Here is a 21,429-nt window from a genome sequence, read left to right as displayed (position 1 = left end):
ATGTCAAAGGAGTTGCTTACAAAACCTTTATTTAACTGACTGTATCCTCCAGCACTTCGTTTTTCACCTCAAGTATATACTCACTCAACACATGGTCTCTGCCTCCATGCAACTCATACCATTTCTTTATTCTTGCAACATGCTCGCGATCGTTTTTGATAGCAGTCTCAATTGCTGCATAATCCTCATAGCTATCATATTCCCAAATCGCAAACACTTCAGTCGTGCCATCCTTCTGATCACGCATCCACCGGCCCACCAGGCGCGAGCCGTGCTTCAGCTGATTTGGGAGATTCGTATTGTTGAAATGCTCATTAAAAGGCTCAGTAAATGAACTTTTGATGATGTAATGCTTTCTTCTGAAAAACAATCTGTTCACCTCATTTTGTAATATATGACTCTCATATATTATTTCTGTTAAAAAAAGGAGATTCCTTCTTGTGTAGAGAATTAAAGGTTGAAGCAGGAGGGGATGACTTTGTATCAGTATTTTAATGGTCTGGTGATCAGAGAGGGAACAAAGGGAATACCGGCAGAAGAAGTGGAAAAATTGTTTCAGGAAGCAGGCTGGTCGCGCCAGATTCCCGACTGGCAAAAAGAAAAATTTACACTGATCTTTGAAAACTCAACCTGGGCGTTTACTGTCTGGGATCATGACAGAATGGTCGGGATGATCAGAGTAATTTCAGATCAGGTAATGGCAGCGAATATCATGGATCTCGTAGTATCCACCGATTACAGAGGAAGTGGCGTTGCCAGTAAGTTGGTAGAGCTGTGTCTTCAAAAGCTTCCTCACGGCGACTGGTTTGCACACACCTCAGCAAATAACTTTCCGTTTTATCAGAAATGTGGTTTTGAAGTGAAGGACCTGTCTCAAAATGGGACATGTGCCTATTACGGTTACATCAAAGCGAGAGAAGAGGGACACCGTTGACAAGGGGATTAAAGTTCAACATTAATGAAGAATTGCTGAGTAACATTGAAAAATCAACTGGCCGAATTCATCAGGTTGATCTGCTGGATGATCAGGGATGGACTTCGACTGTACATAAAATTTCAGCAGAAAATGGTTTGTATATTTTGAAAAGCTCATTTAAAGAAAAATACCGTGAATGGCTGAAGACAGAAGCTGAAGTGCTGAAAAATCTTAAGGGTCAGCATGAAATTCCTGTACCATTCTATATTGATTACATAGAGGCGGCTGACCAAAATCACCTCTTGATGACGTTTGAAAAAAGAGTTACGCTGACAAAAGCATTGAGGGATGCGGGCAGTAAGAATGAGAAAAAACATCTGATGAAGAGTTTTGGAAAGCTGTTGGGAAGGCTTCATGGGACATCATCACCTCATTTTAACTGGAACATCAATTGGCTTGAAGGTGAGCTGAAGAGAGCGGAGCGGTATCTTGAGGCGGGAGAGTGTGATGGAGACAGAGTCCTGTTTGAAAAGCTAAAGATAAATTCGCTTCCTGAGATCAGACAGACTCTGATTCACGGAGACTGTACAACAGATAATGTGATGGTCACGGAAGGTAAAGTCTCATTATTTATAGATGTAGCTGGTATGACTGTTGGAGATCCGAGGTATGATGTGGCACTGGCGCTTAGAAAAGTAATGGCTGACAGTGAGTTGACTGAAGCTTTTTACGAGGGGTATGAGAGATTTCGTCTGAGTTCTAAGGAGTTTAATTATTTTGAGAATGGATTGTATGAGTTTTTTTGAGTGAAAGGGGTGGGAGAATGGGTATGTTTATACTTGTTGTGGGTTTTGCAATCCTGGTTTTGGGATCGATTACACCTGTGAGTGATTTTGTAACGATTCCACTATTTTCAGTAGTGGCGGGATTTGGATTGTGGCTGACTTATCGTGAAAAGAAGCGGCAGATTGAAGAAATGAAGGAAAAATCTAAAAAGCAGAATTCATGGCTGGCATAGCATGAGTTCGGCTTTTTTATTGTTTATATAGTTGGATGAGCTGTTCAATCCCGGTACTACTAATCAGAACAAAAGCTCCTAAACTTACGTAGCCAATCCACTTCTTATCTTTCTGAATTTCTTCAATCCCCATTGCGAGCATCATTACGCCGAGAGATAACATCATCCAGCCTATATACAAATGGCTTTCTGTGATTGAACTATGCAGCGCAAAGGCAAAGGTCACTACGGCAGCAGTTATTCTGATCAGCTTTAATATCATGGTTTCATCTCCGTCCAATCACCTTTTTGTCTAAATCCATTATACCACATAAAAAATTCCATTTTCAGTCCTGTATTTCTTCGTAACACCCCATATACTTGTAAAACAGGGAGGTGGGCAGCATGAAAATTTTTAAGATAGAAAAAGAAGTAGCGAAGCATGTCACGCATTTTGATTCTGATTTTTTGCTCAACCCGATTTTTTCATTAGCAGGAGAAATAAAAACATCATTTGTCACATTGGAAGCAGGCGGCGTAATAGGTTTTCATCAGGCTACAGTGGCACAGTTCATATTGATTCTAAGTGGCGAAGGAGAAGTGTGCAGTGAGAACAGAAAGTATCAACCGGTGATGAAAGGACATGCGGTCTTTTGGGAGCAGGGCGAGTGGCATGAGACCATTTCAGCATCGGGGCTGACTGCGTTAGATGTTAATCATATTCACTTAAACCTATCAGAATGAGCATCAATGAGGAGGAATGCATATGCAATACATCTATCACATGGTTCCAAAAAGCATGTACGGTGAAACGCTAATTCCCTTAAACAAAATGCAAGATCATAATAAAACACTATACACCTTACATAGCAGGAAATACTTCGATCATCCAGACAGAGCAAAGCTGCTCGGAAGAAGGATTCCTCATCTGAATTGTCTTTGGAATGACGTTGTATTTTTTCTTCCCATGCACCCCAACTATCTCTACGAGGCTTTAAAAAAAGCTGGTATGGATATTCCGGACAACATACGATTTTTCCGCATTCCAATTACAGCACTCAGCAAGAATCAAAGTGTGATATACACCTATAATGCAAAGGACTATCAGGGTCCGACAGCAGAAATCAGGCCTGAGGAAGTTGAATTTCTGAAACTTGATCATTATCAGGAACTGACTGAACTTCCCGAGGATACGCTGAATTATTTCAAAGAACAGGATTCAAAAGAGAGGAGATTTGGTCTGTTTCACTTTGTTCCTCATGTGATGAGTCATGGAATGGTGGATGTCTCTAAAGCTGAGGTCATTGAATGGAGTGAAAGAACACCTGATATACTGTAACCTTTCTCTTTCTGAATAGTCTAATTTATATAGTGCTTTTGACATTCGGAAAGGGGGTAGACTTATGAAACGCATACTTGGTTTGAGCTGCATATTCATGTTAAGTGCATGTGGTACTGATAGTGATGGGAGTTCCTCGGGGGATTCTGCTGCAGAGTCGGATTACACGATAGAAGCAGAAGATGGAGATGCAACCTTTGATTTTCGGCTGATTTCAGAAAAAGACATTTATCAGAAGGGTGAAAAAGTCCGGGTGAAAGCAACATTGACTAATAACAGTGAAAAGGATATTGATATTGAGCACGGTGGTACCTGGCTTTGGCTGGATACGAAAAATCTCACAGAGAATTACGAGTTTCAGTCAGCCATGGAGCAGCCGCTGATTACGACCACAATTGAATCAGGAGAAACCATTACGCATGATTATCATTTCTCGGGTGGCAGCTATGTAGAAGGGATGCCGGGTGAACCTTATTCAGATAAAGTGTTTACACAAATGGGCACACTTGAGTTTCCAAAGAGTCAGTATGAAATAGATGCAAAAACTGACTTTAATATTGCGGGATCTGATGAAAAGTTTGAATTTACAGGGACGATTGGATTCGAGGTAACCGATTAAACTGAGGGAGGTGTTGGTCAGGTGTACTGGGAAACGCTGCCCGGCTGGTTTTGGGTCATCTACTATGGATTTCTGGCTGTTACATTTTTTACAGCAGTGATCAGGATTGGAAGAAGAAAAAAGTTTGTGATGGAGATCCTTGTTTTACTCCTTGTGGTTGCTATACCTGTCGTTGGACTGTTATTTAGTGCTGATTCTATCAGGTTTGCAGAGCAAAATGAATTTGAATTCTTTCTGTCACAACTGCAGCAGGGAGCTGTCTGGGCGATTTTTATTATCGTGGGATATTGTGTGATCCTGACCTGGTGGGGTAGTTTGTGGGTTAAAAAAGTATGAAATCTGTATCATTCGTTTTACATAGGAGAGTTCTGATGTTTTTCAAACAGGCATCAGAACTTTTTTATATAATAAACAGTAAAAATTTATTGTTTTTCAATAAATAACATGCTAAAATTTTCTTAACTACTATTATGGTGAAGCGTTATTTATTGTGAAAATGTGAGAGGTGTCTTATATGAGTAAAAGTTCAACTATGTTTTTGAAATTTGTTTTAATCGTACTCGCTCTGGCCGTACTGGCGATATGTGTGTTTGCGCTGCCGGCACTTTGGAGAGGTGTGGCAGATGATGAGGTGTTTGGTGGCTGGGTACGTGGTATTATTATTGGGATGTATGTCTCGGGTATTCCTTTTTACTACGCGCTGTATCAGTCGTTCAAACTGTTGAACCTGATTGACCGGAACAATGCTTTTTCAGATCAGGCTGTAAAGGCTTTACGCATGATTAAGTTCTCTGCGCTTGCAGTCAGCGCGGTATATACAGCAACAATGCCTTTCTTTTTCCTGATCGGTGAGTATGATGACGCACCAGGTGTAATTGTAATAGGGATGACGGTTATTTTTGCATCCTTCGTTGTGGCTGTATTTGCATACGTTCTTCAAAAATTATTAAGAAATGCAATTGATATTAAAATAGAAAATGATTTAACAGTCTGAGGTGAACATACATGGCAATTGTCATTCATATAGACGTCATGCTGGCGAAACGGAAAATGAGTGTCACGGAGCTGACTGAAAAAGTTGGTATAACGATGGCGAACCTTTCAATCTTGAAAAATGGAAAAGCAAAAGCCATCCGATTTTCAACGCTTGAAGCGATCTGCAAAGCGCTGGATTGCCAGCCTGGAGATATCATTGAATATGTGCCGGATGAGAATACGTGAAATAAGAGCTGAAACTGCTATAGCGGTTTTGGCTTTTTATTTGTGTATATTGAGGACGGTTTGATAAAAAAGGAAGATACTTCATACAGTGAACCTAAAAAAATTAGAGTAGGTTATAAATAGATTGAGGTACCCAATGTGAATATTCAATTCATTCTGAAGGTGAGCCAATTAATCCCGGAGCTGAACCAATAAACATTAGATGTACAGAAATTTAAAAATATCATAAAAGGTGATTCAATTGATTGCTACTGCTCTGATGTCCAATCCTATTATGCATAACTACCACTTTTCAACTTTCTTTAAAAGTCATGCCTAATACTCCCAGGCGTACAAATCAAGGTCTATTTCCGCATCCACCTCAGCTGCAAACCGGACAATATCTGCAGGGAATCCAAGTGCAGGTGTATGCCCATCAAACATTTCACTGACTACAATAAGGCGGCAGGTGGCATTATACTCTTTACGTATATCATTGATTACTGATATTTTCTCACGAAGCGGATCAATTACCTTTTTAAAGCTGTCGTCCAGAAAGAGATCCTCCTGATAGCCGCTACTGATTCGCCATGCACTTTGCTTTCTGTAACGATTACTGCCTTCGATCAGATCTCCATTCTGATATCTTTCCGAAGGGGTAACACCTAATTTTTCTGTGACAGATTTCGTATCCATGTGAGTCGCTGCAATTTCGAAGTATAACATTGTTTTTGTTTTATCCAATATACAAATCCTCCTGATATCAATTATTTAATAATAGGCAAACTGCTATTATGCTGGACCCAGTCCGTTATAAAGGGAGCCTGATGCTGGTTGAGATTTTGAGGAACTTCGTCTCTGTGAAAAAAACGCACTTCATGGCTTTCATTATTCTGCTTTAGTTGGCCCTGGTGTCCTGTTGTACTAAATATGATTTGAACGCTAAATACCTTATCTCCATTTTCATATTCGGAAAATCCACTTGATCCTGAATAAACGCCAAACAGCTTCAGATCATCTAACTTGAGGTTTGTCTCCTCGAGTACTTCTCTTCTCGCTGTTTCTTCAAAAGTCTCTCCAACTTCCATGATCCCGCCTGGAATCCCCCAAAGGCTGTGGTCCGTCCTCTTTTGTAAAAGAATTCTTCCTTCCTGATCCTCAATCAGCGCGCCGCAGCCTACTGTCATCAACGTTTGGTGGCCGATCAATGCTCGCATCGTTCTGATATAATCATTCATTCTTAATCTCCTTTGTCTATCTCTACATAGTTACTTCTTTTTTAAAGGAAAAAATTCCTTTTTTATAAAGAAGTCTGTTATAAGTGGGAAAATAGAAATGACTATACACATCCATTTTAAATTGTGCTACAATTACGACAACTTAACTGATCGGAGGTGAAAGGGAATGAATCAATCTGCTGGCATGGCATGTGAAAAACGAATCAGCTTTCTGTATTTTTCACGTGCGCTAATTTTCGATTTTGCCAATTACGGGAGAAGTCTGTCCACTTTTAGCAAAATACGAAAATACACCAGCTGATGAACCATTCTTTTTCGCTATGTGCGGGAAGACTGTCTGTTGATCAGGCAGTCTTTTTTGCGTTTAAAAAGACAATTCCTCAGCTGAAAACCTGGAGGAACGGAATATGTTATTAAAAGCAGAGAATATCGCCAAGATGATGGGCGGTAATATCATATTTGAAGATATGACAATTGAAGTGAAGGATTCAGAAATTATCGGACTTGTCGGACCGAACGGATGTGGAAAGACGACGCTGTTAAAGCTGTTGACTGAAAAGGAGCCTGTTGATTCAGGCAGGATCATTAAAAAGAAGGGGCTCACACTCGGCTATCTTCATCAGATCCCATCATATCCTGAAGGCTGGACTGGAAATGATGTATTGTTGACCGCTTTTGAAAAAGTGATGGCGGTTGAGAAGCAAATGAAGGTGCTTGAACAGGAAATGGCTTTGGCTTCACCTGAGGAATTGGATCATCTGCTGATTAAATATGGCGATCTGCAGGAGCAGTTTGCCATCCTTGAAGGCTATGAACGTGATGCGAAAGTTCAGGCTGTGATTAATGGGCTTCAGCTCAACAGACTTGTAGATATGCCTTTTAACAATCTGAGCGGTGGAGAGCAGACAAAGATCATGCTTGGAACCATCCTGCTGACAAATCCTGATCTGCTTGTACTTGATGAACCGACAAATCACCTGGATATGGATGCCATTGAGTGGCTCGAAACGTTTATCAAAACGCATAAGGGTGCTGTCCTGATGGTGTCGCATGACCGTCATTTCCTCAATCAGACAGCTACACGGATCGTGGAAATCGAGGACGGGGAGACTTACAGCTATAAAGGGAATTTTGAGGCTTATGTAAAAGCCAAAGAAGAGCGGATCATGCAGGAGTTTCACCAATTTGAAGAGCAGCAGAAAAAAATTAAAAAAATGAAGGAAGCGATCCGCAGGCTGAGACAGTGGGCGAATGAAGCCAATCCGCCTAATGAAAAGCTTTTTAAGAAAGCGAAAAGTATGGAAAAAGCGCTTGAGCGGATGGAACGTGTGAAAAAGCCTGTTACGGTGAAGAAGATGTCGCTGACGCTTGATGCGGCTGACCGGAGCGGAAAAGATGCCATCACGTTTGAAGCGGTTGGAAAGCGTTATGAACACTGGCTTTTTAGAAATGTAGACCTTTCTATTAAATGGCAGGATCATATAGGCATTGTCGGTGGGAACGGTGCAGGTAAGTCCACACTCATCAAAATGATTACAGGAGATACACAACCGGATGAGGGAGTTTGCCGCATTGGCAGCAATGTAAAAGTTGGTTATCTGTCTCAGTTGTTTTCATATCGCGATCCTTCCATGCGTGTGATTGATGTGTTCAGGGAGCATGTTTCAATAACAGAAGGAGACGCCAGACATGTGCTGGCACGATTTTTATTCTATGGCTATGACGTCTTTAAAAAGGTAGAGAACCTGAGTGGTGGAGAGCGGATGCGTCTGAGGCTGGCGCAGCTCATGCATGACGAAATTAATCTGCTGGTTCTGGATGAACCGACAAACCATTTAGATATCGAATCACGTGAGGTGCTTGAAGAAACACTGCAGCAGTTTGAGGGCACCATTATTGCTGTGTCCCATGACCGATATTTTCTAAATGCGATCTTTGACAGGACGGCCTGGATTGAAAATGGGGAGCTTACAGTTTATGAGGGTGCTTATGACTGGGCGAGAGAGAAGCGGCCGGTACCTGTTTTAGTTGAGAAAGCAGAAAAAGCTGCACCGGTGGAAAAACCGGTGAAGAAAAAGGAGAAGAAGCCTGATACAGAAGTTCAGATTGCAGCGCTTGAAAAACAACTTGAGGCGCTGGATCTTGAAATCGAGTCAGTTGGGGATGACTGGGAAGCCTATGAGCACCTGACAAAAGAAAGGCTGGCGCTTCAGACTGAACTGGATCAGCTCTATGAAGAGTGGATGATGCAGGAGTCCTAATAATAGATAGCATATGAACGCACTGTCATTTACAATTAATTGAAATGGCAGTGCGTTTTTTATTGGAGGGAGTTCAATGAATCTGTTAAAAGAAACGATATTGTTTCATGAAAAAGAACTGTTGGACAATACAAAGCGATTATCGCTTAAGGATCTTGATGGCCTTATCCATGAGGAGTTCCTTGAGTTTGGGAAATCAGGTGGCACTTTTAGAAAAGCCGATCTGATGACAGAAGGCGGAGCAGGAACGATTGATGTGGAAGTGCTTGGCTTCGATATCCGTCCGCTATCAGAAGATACTGTACAGGCCATCTATCAGTCCCGTAATAAGGTAACTGGGGCGGTTGCTAATCGCTGTTCGATCTGGAAGAAAGAGAAGGTTGGGAGGCAGATGATTTTTCACCAGGGGACTGCTGCGGCTAAGATATAGAGAACTAATTCCTAAAAAAATACTTTATATAAATGTTATAAGAATAAGAGAGAGGAAATGAGCAGAATGTTAGATAAAAGCTTTTTGTTGGTTCAATTTGCGGCTATTTTCTATTGTACTTCACCATTCTAAGTTTTATATCGAACCGACTTCTGGTATTAAGCGGGTTTGCAAACCTTGCAGTTTCTGGGTTAATGATTATCATTCTAGTATTGGTTACCCAGTTAACCACAGAAAAAATAAAAGACATCAACCGTTCAAATGAATAAGGAGGATACTCAGCGTATGACAAAATTGATTTCAATCGCAGCAGTATCAGGTGGAGGCAAGACGACACTCACAAAACAGCTGCTGGAGTCTCTCCCATGCTCAGCTGCAATATATTTTGATGAAATAGAATTTGAAAAAGCGCCCGAAAATTTAACGAAATGGGTGGATGAGGGAGGAGACCTGCGAGAATGGGGGATGCAGCCGTTGATTGATCAGATTGAAAAAGTTCTCAATCAGGAAGATGCTCCATCATACTTAATTCTTGATTATCCTTTTAGCTATTTACATAATGAAGTAGCAAAATATATTCATTACTCAATCTATATTGATACTCCACTTGATATTGCGATGGCGAGAAGAGTATTAAGAGATCAGCAGTGTCGTGAAACGGTGAGTATCATGAATGAACTGCAGTACTATCTGACCGACAGCCGCCGTGCGTATCTGCATATGGAAAATACAGTGAAACCCAGTGCTGATTGTGTGTTAGATGGAACTAAAGATCCTGAATCTCTTGTGGCTGATGTTTTGAGTCACACAAAAACAAAAGCCAGTTTCAAATAGATTGAAACCGGCCTATCAAATAGGGGATACATTTAGTTTGTCCTTAATTTAAATATCTAAACATCATCATTTCATTGAAACTGCAATTGTTTGTACAATGATCAGACTTCACTCGTTCATAACCCTAATCAAATCATACTGATAATAACGTCTGTTCCTCTGTCTGTTATCAGATCAGTAAGAAGACGGATAGACATTTAACGCTATAATGCCAAATGAAAATATCGTTAATTTATATTTTAAGTAATTAACGATATAAAATTGCAAGTTAAATTCACATTCGTTTTAGTTCAGTTAAGAACTTCCCAATCATCTATCTCCCCGTCTCCATCCGTCCAAATTCTATACTTACTCCCATCCTTTTCAACAACAAGCGAATATTCCTGAAACCACTCGCCCCATCCACCAAGCTGGGTAATAGATTCAATTTGAATGTCGTCTTCTTTTGCCAATACAGCTGACTTAATGTCGTATAGTTTAATATTGTTGATCACAAAGAGAGTGACAGCAAGAATGATCACCAGTAATATCACACCACGTATTTTTTTCACGATGACCCATCCTTTCTGTAATCATATCTCTCCTCAGGAACATCCAGTTCAACCCCGTTGATCACAACCGTATCTTCGTCCTGCCACTTTATCTCTGCGGTTTCTTTACGATATTGCCAGTAAACATTTTTAGTCTTTCCGCTGTCATTGGTCACAAGCTCTCCCCGTACTGAGTATGAGGTAGTGGCCCCGCCATTTATGATATAGGCCTTTAACGTATACGTGCCGTCGGGGGAAGTTTCTTCAGTTAAGGATTCGCCTTGAGGCAGCCTGTCTATATTGTAGAAAAAGAAGTATATGAGAAATACAATTCCTCCAATGGATAAAAGCACACCTGCGAATACGCCAAGAAGAACTTTTTTTGAAAACAGTTAATGAACTCAAAATGAAACCTCCGCTTATCAATTGATTTTATTTATAATTCAATAATAATTTATTGATAATCAATAAACAACCCTCTATAATGAATTTATTGGAAAAGGGGGAAGCGTGATGAAAAAGATGATGATTACATTCTGGGCTGTACTATTTATTTCCGGTTGCGGATTTAGCAGCGGTATGGAGGGAGGGAGTAACGGCGTATATGTTCACATAAAAAACAATACGGATTTTAACTTGTACGGGCTGGAGTTAAACATGGAGACTTCTTCACACATGGTGATAAATGCAAATGGAACAGAGGTTGAAAAGGGTGAAAGTATGGTGATCGAGCTTTTAAAAGGAGATATGAGTGCTTCTAGCTCTGAGCAATTTGAACTTTTCATCATAACTAACGAAAATGGTGACAAGCGCCTGCCTGTTGAACACTCCTACACCATCGACTTTAATCCCGGACAGAGCTGGTATTTTGAGCTTAAGGGAAACGACGTAAAAGATTTAGCGCTTTATAAAGAACGGTAAATGGGCAATTTCAACTGATACTTAACATAATCTCTTCTTCTAATTCATAGGTTGATCTTGGTAATTAATTGATCATTATGGTAAAATAATGGAAATTAAACATAACTTAGGGGTGAGCGAAGTGGAAAAATTGTTAGCCGGTTTGATCATCGGAATCATTGTTTCAATTATCGTGATCGACCATAAAGGCATTGCTTATCAAATGGCGGGAATAGGGGAAACGAAGCCAACAAGTCTGGCACAGTTTGATCTCACTTATGCTTTCAGTACACTGATAATCACATCTATATGCATGGTTTTAGTGTATATTCTCAGCCATTACATAGCCAAAAAACGAATTGAGGCAAAATAAAAAGACGCGCTGCTGGCGTCTTTTTGTGATTTTTACCAATTATCCTCTCGCTTCTTCTCAGTCTTCTTTTTCGCTGTGTAAAACGCCAGTGCCACAAGAGGAATGAAAATAAAAATTGGAATTTGAATGTGACTCTGTGTAATGAAAGCAAGCCCCAAAAGAACCGCTGCACCAATGATGATATAAAGACAACCTCTGCCAAAGGTCTCCAAGATCTTCAACTCCTTTCATATGAAGGAGAACTTCCTAATAGTATATCAACTTCATTGCTGATCCGTTCAACAAGATTCCTTCCCCGTAAGCCTCGGTTTTTGCCCTGACCATCATATAAGAAACTCACTCATATTATGTTTTACAGTAGCCTGATTGTAGGGTTATATATATCTGTAAAAGTTTATTACACCGGAAATATGACGTGAAGAGGTATAGAAGTTACGATTAAGATATCTTTCAGTTTCAGTTTTATTTTTGAGCGAAGGGTTAAAGGCGGGTGTTATAGATGAAAAAATGGAGTGGATTGCTACTCATTGCAGCAGTTGTCGCGGGTTTAATTGTGCTGAATCAGACTGTGCTTGATTTATCACCTGAAAGAATCCGTAACTGGATTTTATCATTTGGATTACTGGCACCAATCCTATATGTCATGCTTTATACATTCAGGCCATTCATTCTGTTTCCGGCCTCCGTTTTATCACTTGCCGGGGGACTGGCGTTTGGACCGCTCTACGGCACATTGCTGACAATGACCGGGGCTACAGCTGGTGCGATTCTTGCTTTTATGTTCGCCAAAAAAGCTGGTGCCAAAAGAGTGGAGGCGAAGCTTGGTAAAAGAGGTGAAAAACTTCAGCACCAATTAGAGCATAATGGATTCTTTATCGTTTTGTTACTCAGGCTGGTACCGCTGTTTAATTTTGATTTAATCAGTTATGCAGCAGGAGCGTCTAAGATTCGTCTGCTGCCGTTTGCACTTGCAACCCTGATTGGAATTATTCCCGGCACATTTGCTTATACGTTTCTGGGATTCAGCACCGGATCAGACAGCGCAGAAACGATTGTCCTGGCCGTTACGATTTTCGCGGTCATTTTTATCATCCCAATGTTATTCAGGAAAAAGATCAAATCTTATTTGCAGGGAAGGGCACAGGAAAACGAATCTCCTTAAAACCAGGCTGTCAAAAAGCAATGCTGCTTTTTGACAGCCTGGTTTTTACTGTCTTCAGTTCACACTATAATCCGCTATTTTCCCTGTAATCCCCTGCAGTATAATTCGAACTGTCTCCAGGTTTGGCATCGGGGTGAATCGGATGATGATAAGAGGGGTTTTTACTTCTCTTTTTCTTATGTTTACGATCTGAGTACATTCCCAGCAGCAATACGCCTGCAATTAAGCTGAAAAATAACCACATCTTTTTCAATCCTTTCACATTCTGAATTATGTTCATACATAAATTGCATCGAGCATTTGATTTTCTAATTAGCTTGATTGTACCATTTATTAGAAAATTTATGAACGAATATTCATTGTATTGGCAGATGAGTTGTGATTCATGCAAGACTTCTGCATAAATGTTTAGGTGAATCCCGGTATTTCAGTTATAATAAAGAAACTGGGATTCATAAAACTATCATGCTATTGAGGGTTCGGGATATAAAGCTTGGATCTTGAGAAGGATGGCCAACATGGATATTAAGAAAATAGAAAAAGATTTAGGCTCTTTTGTCGGGAAGTTATTAAGAGATCATTTTGGAAAAGGACCTGGCGCGGTATTTGCAACGATTGCTCCTCCTTACATTACGATCTACATAAAGGACTTTCTTTCCCCGATGGAAAACAAGTTACTTGATAATAAACAAAGTAAATCAGTAGAGAAGATCAGAGACATGCTGATGCCTGCTTTGATTGATGAAATTAAAACATATGTGAATATGTGTGCTGATCTCGACATCATAGAATTTCATTACGACTGGAATCTCGATAGTCAATCGGGAATGTTTATTGGCATTACGTCTCAATCGGACCAGCGTAATGAACCTTATCAGAATCAGGAAGAAGTACATAGTGAAATCATCAAAGTGAGTGCGAAGGCTGAAAAGGCACCGGGAGAGGTTTATTCATACCTTTTGAATCCAAGGACCTTAATCGTCATTCGCCACCAGATTTTAATCGCAGTTGAAAAAGAAATGATTCAATTGGGTTTTTATGAAACACTTACGCTGGTAAAACGTAATTTAGAGAAGAGACTTCTTAATGAACACAAAGAACAGCTTCAGGAGCACCTGGATGCTGACATAGAAAATGCTTTTGCGTCGTGGGATTTCGATCTCGACAAAGGTATTTTTCTGATCATCTTAAAACCAAATCATAACGGGCAGCAATGATCCGGGCGATAGAACCGGACATAAGCCAAAAACGGGGAATCATTCCCTGTTTTTGGCTTTTTTTATTTTATTAAGAGGAGCGATCTTTTAGAAGTATAACAGAGCATGAATTAGCAGGGAGGAGATGAAGAGACATGGATAAATCGGCAGTGATTCATATTCAAAAGGAAGATGATATCATTTTAGCCCGCAAAACCAGCAGAGAATTCGCCAAGCTCCTAAATTTCAGCGCTACTAATCAGTCGAGGGTCCTTACAGCTGTTTCCGAGCTGGCCAGAAACATCTATCGTTATGCCGGAAATGGAGAAATAAAGGTGGAAGCAATTAAAGAGATGAACAAATCCGGGCTCATCATTGTGGCTGAGGATGAAGGACCTGGGATTATTGATATTTCAAATGCGATGACACAGGGGTACTCAACTTCCGGAAGTCTTGGTGCAGGACTGCCCGGTCTGAAACGAATGATGGATGAATTTCAAATCCTTTCTGAAGAAGGCAGCGGTACAAAAGTTACTGTGATTAAGTGGCAAATGAATTAAAAATATAGGGCAGGTTTACGTTTTAACAGGTGTGCTTTCAATGTCAAAAGCCACCTCACAGGCTTCGTATTTTCCCTCTAAAAAATTTTCCACAATAAACTATTCATAACATGAGTTGTTTTTGCACATGCTATTGTTCATATTCCCACGGGGATATGATGCTTTACATCCTGTCATAGAGGTGATAACCGGTGAGTTATAAAGATCGTTTGGATCAGCATTCTCAGCTTTTTCACCATAACTGGACAAGGCCAAAGCGAACACATTCCCAGGTGAATGGTCAGACTGAAATGTCTCTCAATACGTATATTTTGAAAAGGGATGTAAAAGCCCGTCAATCGTAATGATGGATCAGTTTGACAAAAAAAGAAGGCTCATTTTTTGAGCCTTCTTTGAATATGGAAAAGTATATGCTGTGCCTTTTTTTCCAAACAGGATCTCAGCCAGGTTTATAACTCTTTTTTCGCTTTTCTTCCACTTTGCCATAAAGTAATCTCAAGTATGGCAATACAGGTGACAAGCCATGTCAGCCCAAGTGTCAGTCCTCCGATTACGTCTGTGAAATAATGTACGCCAAGCGGAAGCCGGCTGAAGGCAATTAGTAAAATCAAAATGCCAAGAGCGATGTTGAGTACCCATTTTGCTAAAGCATTCAGACGGCTTCTGATGATCAGGTAAATAATAAATCCATAAAAAACGATTGGTGCGGTTGAATGACCGCTGGGAAAGCTATAACCGGTTCCATCGTACTGCTCTATTAGGTTCGGACGATCTCTTGAAAATGCAGCTTTGAGCCCGCTTATCAAGAGTGTTACTCCACCCATTGCAATAACAAAATAAACAATTCTCCACTTTTTACGCTGATAAAAATACCAGAGTACACCAAGCATGATGATTGATCCTACAGTCAACGCCCAGACCGATCCGAGCTCTGTAATAAACGCAAAGAATGTTGTTACTCCGGGGGTAGCGATGCTTTCCGCAAAGTCAGCAGCGTGCTGGTCAATCATGATTTTTTCATTCTCGAGCACTTCTTCTCCAAGCTCAGCAAATATGTAAAAGCCCCCGCCGATGATTACAAGTGCAGTGACAATTAAAATATAGGTCCTGGCAGGGATCGCTTTTAATGTATCCAGCATAGTTGTACACGTCCTTCTTCAGTCATAATAGTACGTTTTCCCTGTAATGAGTAGTGGGAAACTTAAAACCTATTAATCACTGAATCAATCTCCTGCCTGTAATGGAATGGAAGCAGTGATACCCGCTTACTGACACGCCGATCGTACCGCCACCCGGGAAGACAGAGTCACCGCAAAGCCAGAAGTTTTTGAGTGGTGTGCGATGTGAAAGGCTGAAAAACAGGGAGTGCGTTCTGGTTTGTGCAAATCCGCCAACGACACCGCCCGGACGATGTGGAAATCGCTCCCACGCTTTTGGCGCTCCCGGGTAAATGTCGATGATCGCCTGGTCGATGGATGGGTAGTAATAACGGATTGTATCCAGCATTTTCTCTTTTAAAACAGCCTTGTTCTGATCATATTGTGTTTTTGATTTCCAGTGATCCAGATTGATATGTGTGCTGACTGTTAACGTGCGGAATCCCTCCGGTGCGCGATTCCGGTCATTATGATCTGAAACAGACAAAAACAAATGATTTCCTTCATCATGACTTTTGCCATTATGGTTCATCAGCTGCTGAAACAGCGGGAAGTCTTCCGGTAAGTGCGCTTCATCCAGAGACATATAAAGTGTCATTGTGCCCCAGGTATCCTGTTTTGAACGTTTTTTAACACCTGAAGAAAGTTGTTCGAATAGATCTTTTTCCATTAGGTTCCGAAGTGCCTGGACGGGTGCGTTACAAATCACGTGATCGGCGGTTCGGATATGTCCGCGATGATCTTCAACTTCGTACTGATTCCCGATTTTTCGAACCGCAGTGACGCGACGTCCAAGCACAGTCTTTGCACCATTTCGTTTTGCAGCTTCCACCAGTTCATCAGCGAACTGATATAGTCCCCCCTTCACATAATAAGCACCCTCATGATATATATCGAGCGCGAGCACACCCATCAGCAATGCACAATCCTTACTCACCGTCTGCATGCTGTCAATCAGCTGTCCATCGATAAAATGAACGAAATCTTTACATTGGTGGAGGCTGTGTTTTTTAAGTAAAGCACCAACGGTTTTAAAAAAATCTGGTGTCAGTGTCACGTGAGTCGGTTTTAGCGACGTTAAAAGCTCAAAAGCTTCTCTGCCTGTTTTGATTGGCAGAATCGGAAGCTTCTTCATTAATAAACGGATTTTTGCCGCTTTCTGATAAACGTCCTGATAAAAGCCGGCAATTTCATGTGAATAAGAGGGGAAAGCTTGCTGGAGTGACTGAACGTGCTGTTGGCGGTCTGCGTGGAAAGTCAGTGTCCGGGCAGCTTGCCTGATTTTCATCACCTCATCCAGTCTGAATGCATCTACTGTAATCCCAAGATGCCGAAAAACACGCTCATGGATGCCCCCATTTTCAAGACCCATCCCAAGTGTCGCACCGGATGCATACAGGAATTTATGCCGCTGGAATTTACCAGCACAGCCGCCCCATTCTCTGGATGCTTCAAGAATCGTTACTTTGCAGCCTGCCTGTGACAGAAGAGCCCCGGCAGTCAGCCCGCCAATACCTCCACCAATGACGATGATTTCTTCTTTTGCCATCATGTCCAACTCCTTTAGTCAAAAGCTTAATGAGAGACGCTGCAGCTTTCAATTCTCAATACGCTTCACAGTTGTCCGGGGGACCATCTTCTTGCCAAGCCACCAGGTGACGATGAAAACGACCAGTGCAGTGAGCTCAAGTCCGATGATATACAGCACCCCATCACCGAAGATTGATAAAACTGTATCAGAAGCAGGAGGCCCATTTAAAAAGAAATAGTTCCCGCCTGTTGCAGTATTGGCGGCCCAGATTCCAAGCGCACAAAAGTTCAGTAGCATAAGTGCGTATACGATTGAGCTCTTCGGAAGAGTATAGCCGTCACGTCTGAGCAGAAAGACTGCGGATAATGGAATTGCCATGTGCTGAATAAAAAATTTCCAATAAAAATAGTGCGGGAATGCAAAAGCTAAATCTGGCGTTAAAAGGGCGAAAACCGGCGGGAAGATTGCAATATAAAAATAAAAATAAAAGATTGGACGGTTTGGTTTGAATAAAAGGAATAAGCCGAAAAAAGTACTGAATGAACATAGCTGGAGCGGCAGGTAATTAGCTGCCTGCCAGATGCCGACTGAGATTGCCCAGATCTGATAGCTGAGCTCTGAAATGATGAAAATGCCAGCAAACAGCCATGTCCAAAAGGTCGCATTCTTCACAAAGCCTGTTCGTAAAAACAACCACAACCCTGCGATCGTCAATAATACGAAGAGGGCGAGCATCACGATATGTTCGGTTGAAAAAAGAATAAAGCGTTCCTGGACTTCCCCTGAAAACATGTGCTCACCTCATTTAAAGAAATACAGTCTAATCATAGAAAAATACCCGGTCTGCTTCGTTATCTAACATTGAGGCAGATCGGGTGTTTTGTTTACCATTCTCTTGGTTCATAATCCAGTTCTTTAAACAGCTGTGTGCGTTCCTTTTTAGAAAGTTCACGCCATTGACCGACAGGCATGTTGTTTAATTGGATGTTCATAATGCGCGTGCGCTGCAGGCGGTATACCTCGTAGCCGAGTTCTTCACACATGCGTCGGATCTGGCGGTTCATCCCCTGCGTCAGTGTGATCTGGAAGTCGAATTTGGATAGTTCCACGACTTTGGCAGGCTTTGTTTTTGTACCAAGGATGTTGACGCCTTCTGACATCTGTTTAACGAAGTCAGGCGTAATCGGTTTATCAACTGATACGATGTATTCCTTTTCGTGCTCATTCTCAGGACGAAGGATCTCATTGATAATATCTCCATCATTTGTAAGGAGGATCAGCCCTTCAGATTCTTTATCCAGACGGCCGACATGTGAAATGCGGAGCGGGTGGTTGACGAGATCTATGATATTTCCTTTGACTCCTTTTTCAGATGTACAAGTGATTCCGACTGGCTTGTTCAGGGCAACATAAACATTGTTTTTCGCAAGTCGGATTGTTTGTCCGTTCACCATGACTTCATCACCCGGCTCGATTTGCATGCCGATTTTTGCTTTTTTACCGTTGACCTTCACTTTACCTTCTTCGATCAGGCGGTCAGCTCCACGGCGCGATGCTTTGCCTGAGTCACTGATAAATTTATTTAAACGCATATTGTCACTTCCTATTTAAGATTCGTTTATTTAGTATAACAGGTTTGGGTGGAGGGGAGAAAGGGTGGTGGTTTGGAGTTGTGAGGTAAAGATGGTTCGTAGAAAACCTGGTGATGTTCTCAGGAAAGTGTGGGAGGTTCTTAGAAAAAATGGTGGTGTACTTAGAATGAAAAGTAGTGTTCGTAGAAAAACTGTTTTGTTTCGTAGAAAAGTATCCAAAGACCTAGCTCTGGCCAGCTCCATTTTATCTCTAAAACAAAAAAATCCGGAAAGCACACAAGGGCGCTCTCCGGATCACATCTGAAACTTACTTAAGGTCAAAACGATCAGCGTTCATGATCTTCACCCATGCTGCAGCAAAGTCACGTACGAATTTCTCTTTGTTGTCTTCCTGTGCATATACTTCTGCATAAGCGCGCAGGATTGAGTTTGAACCGAATACAAGGTCGACACGCGTTGCTGTGCGAACAACTTCGCCAGTCTTGCGATCGCGGCCTTCATACAGGTTAAAGCCGACTGGCTTCCACTCGATACCCATATCAAGCAGGTTAACGAAGAAGTCGCTTGACAGTACGCCGACGCGGTCAGTGAATACGCCGTGTTTTGTATCGCCATGGTTAGCGCCAAGTACGCGAAGTCCACCAATTAGTGCTGTCATTTCAGGGCCAGTCAGACCAAGAAGCTGTGCTTTATCAACTAGCATTTCTTCAGGGCTTAACGTGTACTCTTTCTTCTGATAGTTACGGAACCCATCTGCTTCCGGCTCAAGTACGTCAAAGCTGTCAGCATCTGTCTGTTCCTGAGTTGCATCTCCGCGTCCAGGTGAGAATAGCACGTCAATGTGTACGCCTGCATCTTTAGCAGCTTTTTCAACTGCAGCAGTACCGCCAAGTACAATCAGATCAGCAAGGCTGACTTTTTTATCAAGTCCGCTCTGGATACCTTCATATACTGCCAATACTTTTTCAAGCTGTTCAGGCTCGTTTGCTTCCCAGCCTTTTTGAGGTTCAAGGCGGATGCGTGCTCCGTTTGCGCCGCCACGGAAATCAGATCCGCGGTATGTGCTTGCTGAAGCCCACGCAGTTTTTACAAGCTCACTTACAGTCAGTCCGGAATCTAGAATTTTTGATTTCAGATCAGAGATTTCAGATGCTGAAAGATCATAGTCTACTGTAGGAATCGGATCCTGCCAGATCAGTTCTTCCTGTGGTACTTCAGGTCCAAGATAACGGTCTTTTGGTCCCATATCACGGTGAAGAAGCTTGAACCATGCACGTGCGAATGCATCAGCAAACTCTTCCGGATTCTGGTGATAACGGCGTGAGATTTTTTCGTAATCAGGATCCATGCGCAACGCCATATCAGCAGTCGTCATCATTGTTTCAACTTTGATAGAAGCATCCTCTGCATCAGGTGCAAGGTCTTCGTCTTTAGGATTTACAGGTTTCCACTGATTAGCACCTGAGCGGCTCTTAGTCAGTTCCCATTCATATCCGAACAACAGGTCATAGTAACCGTTGTCCCACTGAGTAGGGTTAGCAGTCCATGCACCGTCAACACCACTTGTAATCGTGTCGCGGCCTTTTCCGCTGCCATGTGAACTCTTCCAGCCTAAGCCCTGCTCTTCAACGTCTGCAGCTTCAGGAGCAGCGCCGACTTTTTCAGGATCCCCGGCACCGTGTGATTTACCGAATGTGTGTCCACCAGCAACAAGTGCAACAGTTTCTTCATCATTCATACCCATGCGTGAGAATGTTTCGCGGATATCACGTGCACTTGCAAGTGGATCCGGGTTACCGTTAGGGCCTTCAGGATTTACATAGATAAGTCCCATCTGAACGGCAGCAAGCGGATTTTCAAGCTCACGGTCACCAGAATAACGATTGTCTTCCAGCCATTCTTTTTCATGACCCCAATAAGTGTCTTCTTCAGGGTGCCATACGTCTGCTCGTCCACCTGCAAAACCAAACGTTTTCAGTCCCATTGATTCAAGTGCCACGTTACCTGTTAATACAAGTAAGTCAGCCCAAGAGATCTTGTTACCGTATTTCTGTTTGATAGGCCATAACAGACGGCGTGCTTTATCAAGGTTTGCGTTATCCGGCCAGCTGTTAAGCGGTGCAAAACGCTGCTGTCCAGTCGAGCTTCCTCCGCGTCCGTCACCAGTACGGTATGTACCGGCTGCGTGCCATGACATACGGATGAATAATGGACCATAATGGCCATAGTCAGCCGGCCACCAGTCCTGGCTGTCTGTCATCAGAGTATGAAGGTCTTTTTTCAGTGCATCATAATCGAGCTTTTGAAATTCTTCTGTGTAATTAAAATCCTCGCCAAGCGGATTTGTTTTTTTGTCATGCTGGTGAAGGATGTCCAGGTTCAGCTGGTTAGGCCACCAGTCTTTATTTTTAGTGCCGACCTTTGAAGTCGTAATTGCACTTTCTTCACTTGATTTTTGTCCAGTAAACGGGCACTGCTCAGCGCCAGCTTTACTATGATCCATTTCATTGTTACTCATAAATGTTATTCCCCTTTCTATTTTAAAAAGATAAGTAGTAAATAACTGTGATTTAACATGATTAAATTGAGAATAA

General features: G+C 41.9%; 32 protein-coding genes. 19 read left to right on the top strand and 13 right to left on the bottom strand.

The window, feature by feature from the left end:
• Positions 1-31: 31 nt before the first annotated feature.
• A complete protein-coding gene (locus tag E2626_RS07160; protein WP_134381134.1) occupies positions 32-370 on the bottom strand; it encodes an NIPSNAP family protein in 339 nt (112 codons plus the stop codon).
• 108 nt (positions 371-478) lie between these two features.
• On the opposite strand from E2626_RS07160, the gene E2626_RS07155 reads away from it, so the two are divergent.
• From E2626_RS07155 to E2626_RS07145, 3 genes are read left to right on the top strand one after another with little or no spacing between them, the layout of a single operon-like run.
• The gene (locus E2626_RS07155) at positions 479-934 is read left to right on the top strand and encodes a GNAT family N-acetyltransferase (RefSeq protein ID WP_134381049.1); all 456 of its coding nucleotides are present in this window, start codon (positions 479-481) and stop codon (positions 932-934) included.
• On the top strand, positions 931-1,722 hold the full coding sequence (locus E2626_RS07150; protein WP_244094259.1) for a phosphotransferase family protein: 792 nt from the start codon (positions 931-933) through the stop codon (positions 1,720-1,722). The genes E2626_RS07155 and E2626_RS07150 overlap by 4 nt, the downstream gene beginning before the upstream one ends.
• 17 nt (positions 1,723-1,739) lie before the next feature.
• Complete coding sequence (locus tag E2626_RS07145; protein WP_134381047.1) at positions 1,740-1,934, top strand: hypothetical protein; 195 nt, start codon at positions 1,740-1,742, stop codon at positions 1,932-1,934.
• Between the two features lie 16 nt (positions 1,935-1,950).
• Here E2626_RS07145 and E2626_RS07140 read toward each other — a convergent pair whose 3' ends face one another.
• Positions 1,951-2,196, bottom strand: coding sequence for a DUF3953 domain-containing protein (locus tag E2626_RS07140; protein ID WP_134381046.1), 246 nt, complete (start codon positions 2,194-2,196; stop codon positions 1,951-1,953).
• A 122-nt stretch (positions 2,197-2,318) separates the two neighbouring features.
• On the opposite strand from E2626_RS07140, the gene E2626_RS07135 reads away from it, so the two are divergent.
• The 6 genes from E2626_RS07135 (at position 2,319) to E2626_RS07110 (ending at position 5,092) form a co-directional block, all read left to right on the top strand.
• The gene (locus tag E2626_RS07135; RefSeq protein WP_134381045.1) at positions 2,319-2,657 is read left to right on the top strand and encodes a cupin domain-containing protein; all 339 of its coding nucleotides are present in this window, start codon (positions 2,319-2,321) and stop codon (positions 2,655-2,657) included.
• Between the two features lie 22 nt (positions 2,658-2,679).
• The gene (locus E2626_RS07130; RefSeq protein ID WP_134381044.1) at positions 2,680-3,252 is read left to right on the top strand and encodes a group-specific protein; all 573 of its coding nucleotides are present in this window, start codon (positions 2,680-2,682) and stop codon (positions 3,250-3,252) included.
• 64 nt (positions 3,253-3,316) lie between these two features.
• The gene (locus E2626_RS07125) at positions 3,317-3,871 is read left to right on the top strand and encodes a hypothetical protein (RefSeq protein ID WP_134381043.1); all 555 of its coding nucleotides are present in this window, start codon (positions 3,317-3,319) and stop codon (positions 3,869-3,871) included.
• 21 nt (positions 3,872-3,892) lie between these two features.
• A complete protein-coding gene (locus E2626_RS07120) occupies positions 3,893-4,207 on the top strand; it encodes a hypothetical protein (protein ID WP_134381042.1) in 315 nt (104 codons plus the stop codon).
• 178 nt (positions 4,208-4,385) lie between these two features.
• Positions 4,386-4,865, top strand: coding sequence for a DUF2975 domain-containing protein (locus E2626_RS07115; RefSeq protein WP_134381041.1), 480 nt, complete (start codon positions 4,386-4,388; stop codon positions 4,863-4,865).
• Positions 4,866-4,876: 11 nt separating this feature from the next.
• A complete protein-coding gene (locus tag E2626_RS07110) occupies positions 4,877-5,092 on the top strand; it encodes a helix-turn-helix domain-containing protein (protein WP_041121612.1) in 216 nt (71 codons plus the stop codon).
• A gap of 315 nt (positions 5,093-5,407) precedes the next feature.
• Here the strand turns inward: E2626_RS07110 and E2626_RS07105 are convergent, their stop codons facing one another.
• A complete protein-coding gene (locus E2626_RS07105) occupies positions 5,408-5,815 on the bottom strand; it encodes a DUF4279 domain-containing protein (RefSeq protein WP_134381040.1) in 408 nt (135 codons plus the stop codon).
• Positions 5,816-5,838: 23 nt separating this feature from the next.
• Entirely contained in the window at positions 5,839-6,309 is a 471-nt protein-coding gene (locus tag E2626_RS07100; RefSeq protein ID WP_134381039.1) for an NUDIX hydrolase, read from the bottom strand.
• 166 nt (positions 6,310-6,475) lie between these two features.
• On the opposite strand from E2626_RS07100, the gene E2626_RS17540 reads away from it, so the two are divergent.
• From E2626_RS17540 to E2626_RS07085, 4 genes are all read left to right on the top strand, one after another.
• Positions 6,476-6,610, top strand: coding sequence for an RAxF-45 family protein (locus E2626_RS17540; RefSeq protein WP_424955122.1), 135 nt, complete (start codon positions 6,476-6,478; stop codon positions 6,608-6,610).
• 106 nt (positions 6,611-6,716) lie between these two features.
• Positions 6,717-8,570, top strand: a complete 1,854-nt coding sequence (gene abc-f, locus E2626_RS07095; protein ID WP_134381038.1) for a ribosomal protection-like ABC-F family protein — start codon at positions 6,717-6,719, stop codon at positions 8,568-8,570.
• 76 nt (positions 8,571-8,646) lie between these two features.
• Positions 8,647-9,000 carry a nuclear transport factor 2 family protein gene (locus E2626_RS07090; protein ID WP_134381037.1) on the top strand — a complete coding sequence of 118 codons (354 nt, stop codon included), beginning with the start codon at positions 8,647-8,649 and terminating at the stop codon, positions 8,998-9,000.
• Between the two features lie 285 nt (positions 9,001-9,285).
• Positions 9,286-9,834, top strand: a complete 549-nt coding sequence (locus tag E2626_RS07085) for an AAA family ATPase (RefSeq protein ID WP_244094258.1) — start codon at positions 9,286-9,288, stop codon at positions 9,832-9,834.
• A 290-nt stretch (positions 9,835-10,124) separates the two neighbouring features.
• On the opposite strand, the gene E2626_RS07080 is transcribed toward E2626_RS07085, so the two are convergent.
• Positions 10,125-10,385 carry a hypothetical protein gene (locus E2626_RS07080; protein WP_134381035.1) on the bottom strand — a complete coding sequence of 87 codons (261 nt, stop codon included), beginning with the start codon at positions 10,383-10,385 and terminating at the stop codon, positions 10,125-10,127.
• Entirely contained in the window at positions 10,382-10,756 is a 375-nt protein-coding gene (locus E2626_RS07075) for a DUF5412 domain-containing protein (protein WP_134381034.1), read from the bottom strand. Before E2626_RS07075 ends, E2626_RS07080 begins: the two co-directional genes overlap by 4 nt.
• 121 nt (positions 10,757-10,877) lie before the next feature.
• Between E2626_RS07075 and E2626_RS07070 the strand changes: the two genes are divergently transcribed.
• Together E2626_RS07070 and E2626_RS07065 are read left to right on the top strand one after the other, a co-directional pair.
• The gene (locus E2626_RS07070; RefSeq protein ID WP_134381033.1) at positions 10,878-11,285 is read left to right on the top strand and encodes a hypothetical protein; all 408 of its coding nucleotides are present in this window, start codon (positions 10,878-10,880) and stop codon (positions 11,283-11,285) included.
• A gap of 121 nt (positions 11,286-11,406) precedes the next feature.
• Positions 11,407-11,637 (top strand): hypothetical protein, encoded by a 231-nt coding sequence (locus E2626_RS07065; RefSeq protein ID WP_134381032.1) that lies wholly within the window; start codon positions 11,407-11,409, stop codon positions 11,635-11,637.
• Positions 11,638-11,669: 32 nt separating this feature from the next.
• Here the strand turns inward: E2626_RS07065 and E2626_RS07060 are convergent, their stop codons facing one another.
• The gene (locus tag E2626_RS07060) at positions 11,670-11,849 is read right to left on the bottom strand and encodes a hypothetical protein (protein WP_134381031.1); all 180 of its coding nucleotides are present in this window, start codon (positions 11,847-11,849) and stop codon (positions 11,670-11,672) included.
• A 287-nt stretch (positions 11,850-12,136) separates the two neighbouring features.
• On the opposite strand from E2626_RS07060, the gene E2626_RS07055 reads away from it, so the two are divergent.
• Entirely contained in the window at positions 12,137-12,799 is a 663-nt protein-coding gene (locus tag E2626_RS07055; protein ID WP_134381030.1) for a TVP38/TMEM64 family protein, read from the top strand.
• A 64-nt stretch (positions 12,800-12,863) separates the two neighbouring features.
• On the opposite strand, the gene E2626_RS07050 is transcribed toward E2626_RS07055, so the two are convergent.
• Positions 12,864-13,043, bottom strand: a complete 180-nt coding sequence (locus E2626_RS07050) for a hypothetical protein (protein WP_166786766.1) — start codon at positions 13,041-13,043, stop codon at positions 12,864-12,866.
• 274 nt (positions 13,044-13,317) lie between these two features.
• Here E2626_RS07050 and E2626_RS07045 point away from each other — a divergent pair, with 274 nt between their 5' ends.
• The 3 genes from E2626_RS07045 to E2626_RS07035 all read left to right on the top strand — a co-directional run bounded on the left by E2626_RS07045 (position 13,318) and on the right by E2626_RS07035 (position 14,899).
• The gene (locus E2626_RS07045) at positions 13,318-14,016 is read left to right on the top strand and encodes a Na-translocating system protein MpsC family protein (RefSeq protein ID WP_134381028.1); all 699 of its coding nucleotides are present in this window, start codon (positions 13,318-13,320) and stop codon (positions 14,014-14,016) included.
• A 134-nt stretch (positions 14,017-14,150) separates the two neighbouring features.
• Positions 14,151-14,555: an anti-sigma regulatory factor gene (locus E2626_RS07040; RefSeq protein ID WP_134381027.1), complete on the top strand. Its 405-nt coding sequence runs from the start codon at positions 14,151-14,153 to the stop codon at positions 14,553-14,555.
• A gap of 191 nt (positions 14,556-14,746) precedes the next feature.
• On the top strand, positions 14,747-14,899 hold the full coding sequence (locus E2626_RS07035) for a YpzG family protein (RefSeq protein WP_134381026.1): 153 nt from the start codon (positions 14,747-14,749) through the stop codon (positions 14,897-14,899).
• A 105-nt stretch (positions 14,900-15,004) separates the two neighbouring features.
• On the opposite strand, the gene E2626_RS07030 is transcribed toward E2626_RS07035, so the two are convergent.
• The 5 genes from E2626_RS07030 to katG form a co-directional block, all read right to left on the bottom strand.
• The gene (locus E2626_RS07030; protein WP_134381025.1) at positions 15,005-15,694 is read right to left on the bottom strand and encodes a phosphatase PAP2 family protein; all 690 of its coding nucleotides are present in this window, start codon (positions 15,692-15,694) and stop codon (positions 15,005-15,007) included.
• Between the two features lie 76 nt (positions 15,695-15,770).
• Complete coding sequence (locus E2626_RS07025; RefSeq protein ID WP_134381024.1) at positions 15,771-17,261, bottom strand: phytoene desaturase family protein; 1,491 nt, start codon at positions 17,259-17,261, stop codon at positions 15,771-15,773.
• Positions 17,262-17,309: 48 nt separating this feature from the next.
• Positions 17,310-18,035 (bottom strand): YwaF family protein, encoded by a 726-nt coding sequence (locus tag E2626_RS07020; protein WP_134381023.1) that lies wholly within the window; start codon positions 18,033-18,035, stop codon positions 17,310-17,312.
• A gap of 92 nt (positions 18,036-18,127) precedes the next feature.
• Positions 18,128-18,835, bottom strand: a complete 708-nt coding sequence (rluF, locus tag E2626_RS07015; protein ID WP_134381022.1) for a 23S rRNA pseudouridine(2604) synthase RluF — start codon at positions 18,833-18,835, stop codon at positions 18,128-18,130.
• A 307-nt stretch (positions 18,836-19,142) separates the two neighbouring features.
• Positions 19,143-21,353 (bottom strand): catalase/peroxidase HPI, encoded by a 2,211-nt coding sequence (gene katG, locus E2626_RS07010; protein WP_424955121.1) that lies wholly within the window; start codon positions 21,351-21,353, stop codon positions 19,143-19,145.
• Positions 21,354-21,429: the final 76 nt, after the last annotated feature.

Source organism: Jeotgalibacillus salarius (genome assembly GCF_004405125.1).
Classification (GTDB): domain Bacteria; phylum Bacillota; class Bacilli; order Bacillales; family Jeotgalibacillaceae; genus Jeotgalibacillus; species Jeotgalibacillus salarius.
The sequence above is the reverse complement of the archived record's forward strand: the minus strand, read 5'-3'. Positions and strand labels throughout refer to the sequence as shown.

What these genes read in the sequence shown, in the direction of transcription:
- E2626_RS07135 (WP_134381045.1), top strand. Translation starts at nt 2,319, where the DNA reads ATGAAAATTTTTAAGATAGAAAAAGAAGTAGCGAAGCATGTCACGCAT.
- E2626_RS07100 (WP_134381039.1), bottom strand. Translation starts at nt 6,309, where the DNA reads ATGAATGATTATATCAGAACGATGCGAGCATTGATCGGCCACCAAACG.
- E2626_RS07130 (WP_134381044.1), top strand. Translation starts at nt 2,680, where the DNA reads ATGCAATACATCTATCACATGGTTCCAAAAAGCATGTACGGTGAAACG.
- E2626_RS07145 (WP_134381047.1), top strand. Translation starts at nt 1,740, where the DNA reads ATGGGTATGTTTATACTTGTTGTGGGTTTTGCAATCCTGGTTTTGGGA.
- E2626_RS07055 (WP_134381030.1), top strand. Translation starts at nt 12,137, where the DNA reads ATGAAAAAATGGAGTGGATTGCTACTCATTGCAGCAGTTGTCGCGGGT.
- E2626_RS07140 (WP_134381046.1), bottom strand. Translation starts at nt 2,196, where the DNA reads ATGATATTAAAGCTGATCAGAATAACTGCTGCCGTAGTGACCTTTGCC.
- E2626_RS07045 (WP_134381028.1), top strand. Translation starts at nt 13,318, where the DNA reads ATGGATATTAAGAAAATAGAAAAAGATTTAGGCTCTTTTGTCGGGAAG.
- E2626_RS07025 (WP_134381024.1), bottom strand. Translation starts at nt 17,261, where the DNA reads ATGGCAAAAGAAGAAATCATCGTCATTGGTGGAGGTATTGGCGGGCTG.
- katG (WP_424955121.1), bottom strand. Translation starts at nt 21,353, where the DNA reads ATGAGTAACAATGAAATGGATCATAGTAAAGCTGGCGCTGAGCAGTGC.
- E2626_RS17540 (WP_424955122.1), top strand. Translation starts at nt 6,476, where the DNA reads ATGAATCAATCTGCTGGCATGGCATGTGAAAAACGAATCAGCTTTCTG.
- abc-f (WP_134381038.1), top strand. Translation starts at nt 6,717, where the DNA reads ATGTTATTAAAAGCAGAGAATATCGCCAAGATGATGGGCGGTAATATC.
- E2626_RS07125 (WP_134381043.1), top strand. Translation starts at nt 3,317, where the DNA reads ATGAAACGCATACTTGGTTTGAGCTGCATATTCATGTTAAGTGCATGT.
- rluF (WP_134381022.1), bottom strand. Translation starts at nt 18,835, where the DNA reads ATGCGTTTAAATAAATTTATCAGTGACTCAGGCAAAGCATCGCGCCGT.
- E2626_RS07115 (WP_134381041.1), top strand. Translation starts at nt 4,386, where the DNA reads ATGAGTAAAAGTTCAACTATGTTTTTGAAATTTGTTTTAATCGTACTC.
- E2626_RS07090 (WP_134381037.1), top strand. Translation starts at nt 8,647, where the DNA reads ATGAATCTGTTAAAAGAAACGATATTGTTTCATGAAAAAGAACTGTTG.
- E2626_RS07070 (WP_134381033.1), top strand. Translation starts at nt 10,878, where the DNA reads ATGAAAAAGATGATGATTACATTCTGGGCTGTACTATTTATTTCCGGT.
- E2626_RS07040 (WP_134381027.1), top strand. Translation starts at nt 14,151, where the DNA reads ATGGATAAATCGGCAGTGATTCATATTCAAAAGGAAGATGATATCATT.
- E2626_RS07050 (WP_166786766.1), bottom strand. Translation starts at nt 13,043, where the DNA reads ATGTGGTTATTTTTCAGCTTAATTGCAGGCGTATTGCTGCTGGGAATG.
- E2626_RS07020 (WP_134381023.1), bottom strand. Translation starts at nt 18,035, where the DNA reads ATGTTTTCAGGGGAAGTCCAGGAACGCTTTATTCTTTTTTCAACCGAA.
- E2626_RS07110 (WP_041121612.1), top strand. Translation starts at nt 4,877, where the DNA reads ATGGCAATTGTCATTCATATAGACGTCATGCTGGCGAAACGGAAAATG.
- E2626_RS07085 (WP_244094258.1), top strand. Translation starts at nt 9,286, where the DNA reads ATGACAAAATTGATTTCAATCGCAGCAGTATCAGGTGGAGGCAAGACG.
- E2626_RS07030 (WP_134381025.1), bottom strand. Translation starts at nt 15,694, where the DNA reads ATGCTGGATACATTAAAAGCGATCCCTGCCAGGACCTATATTTTAATT.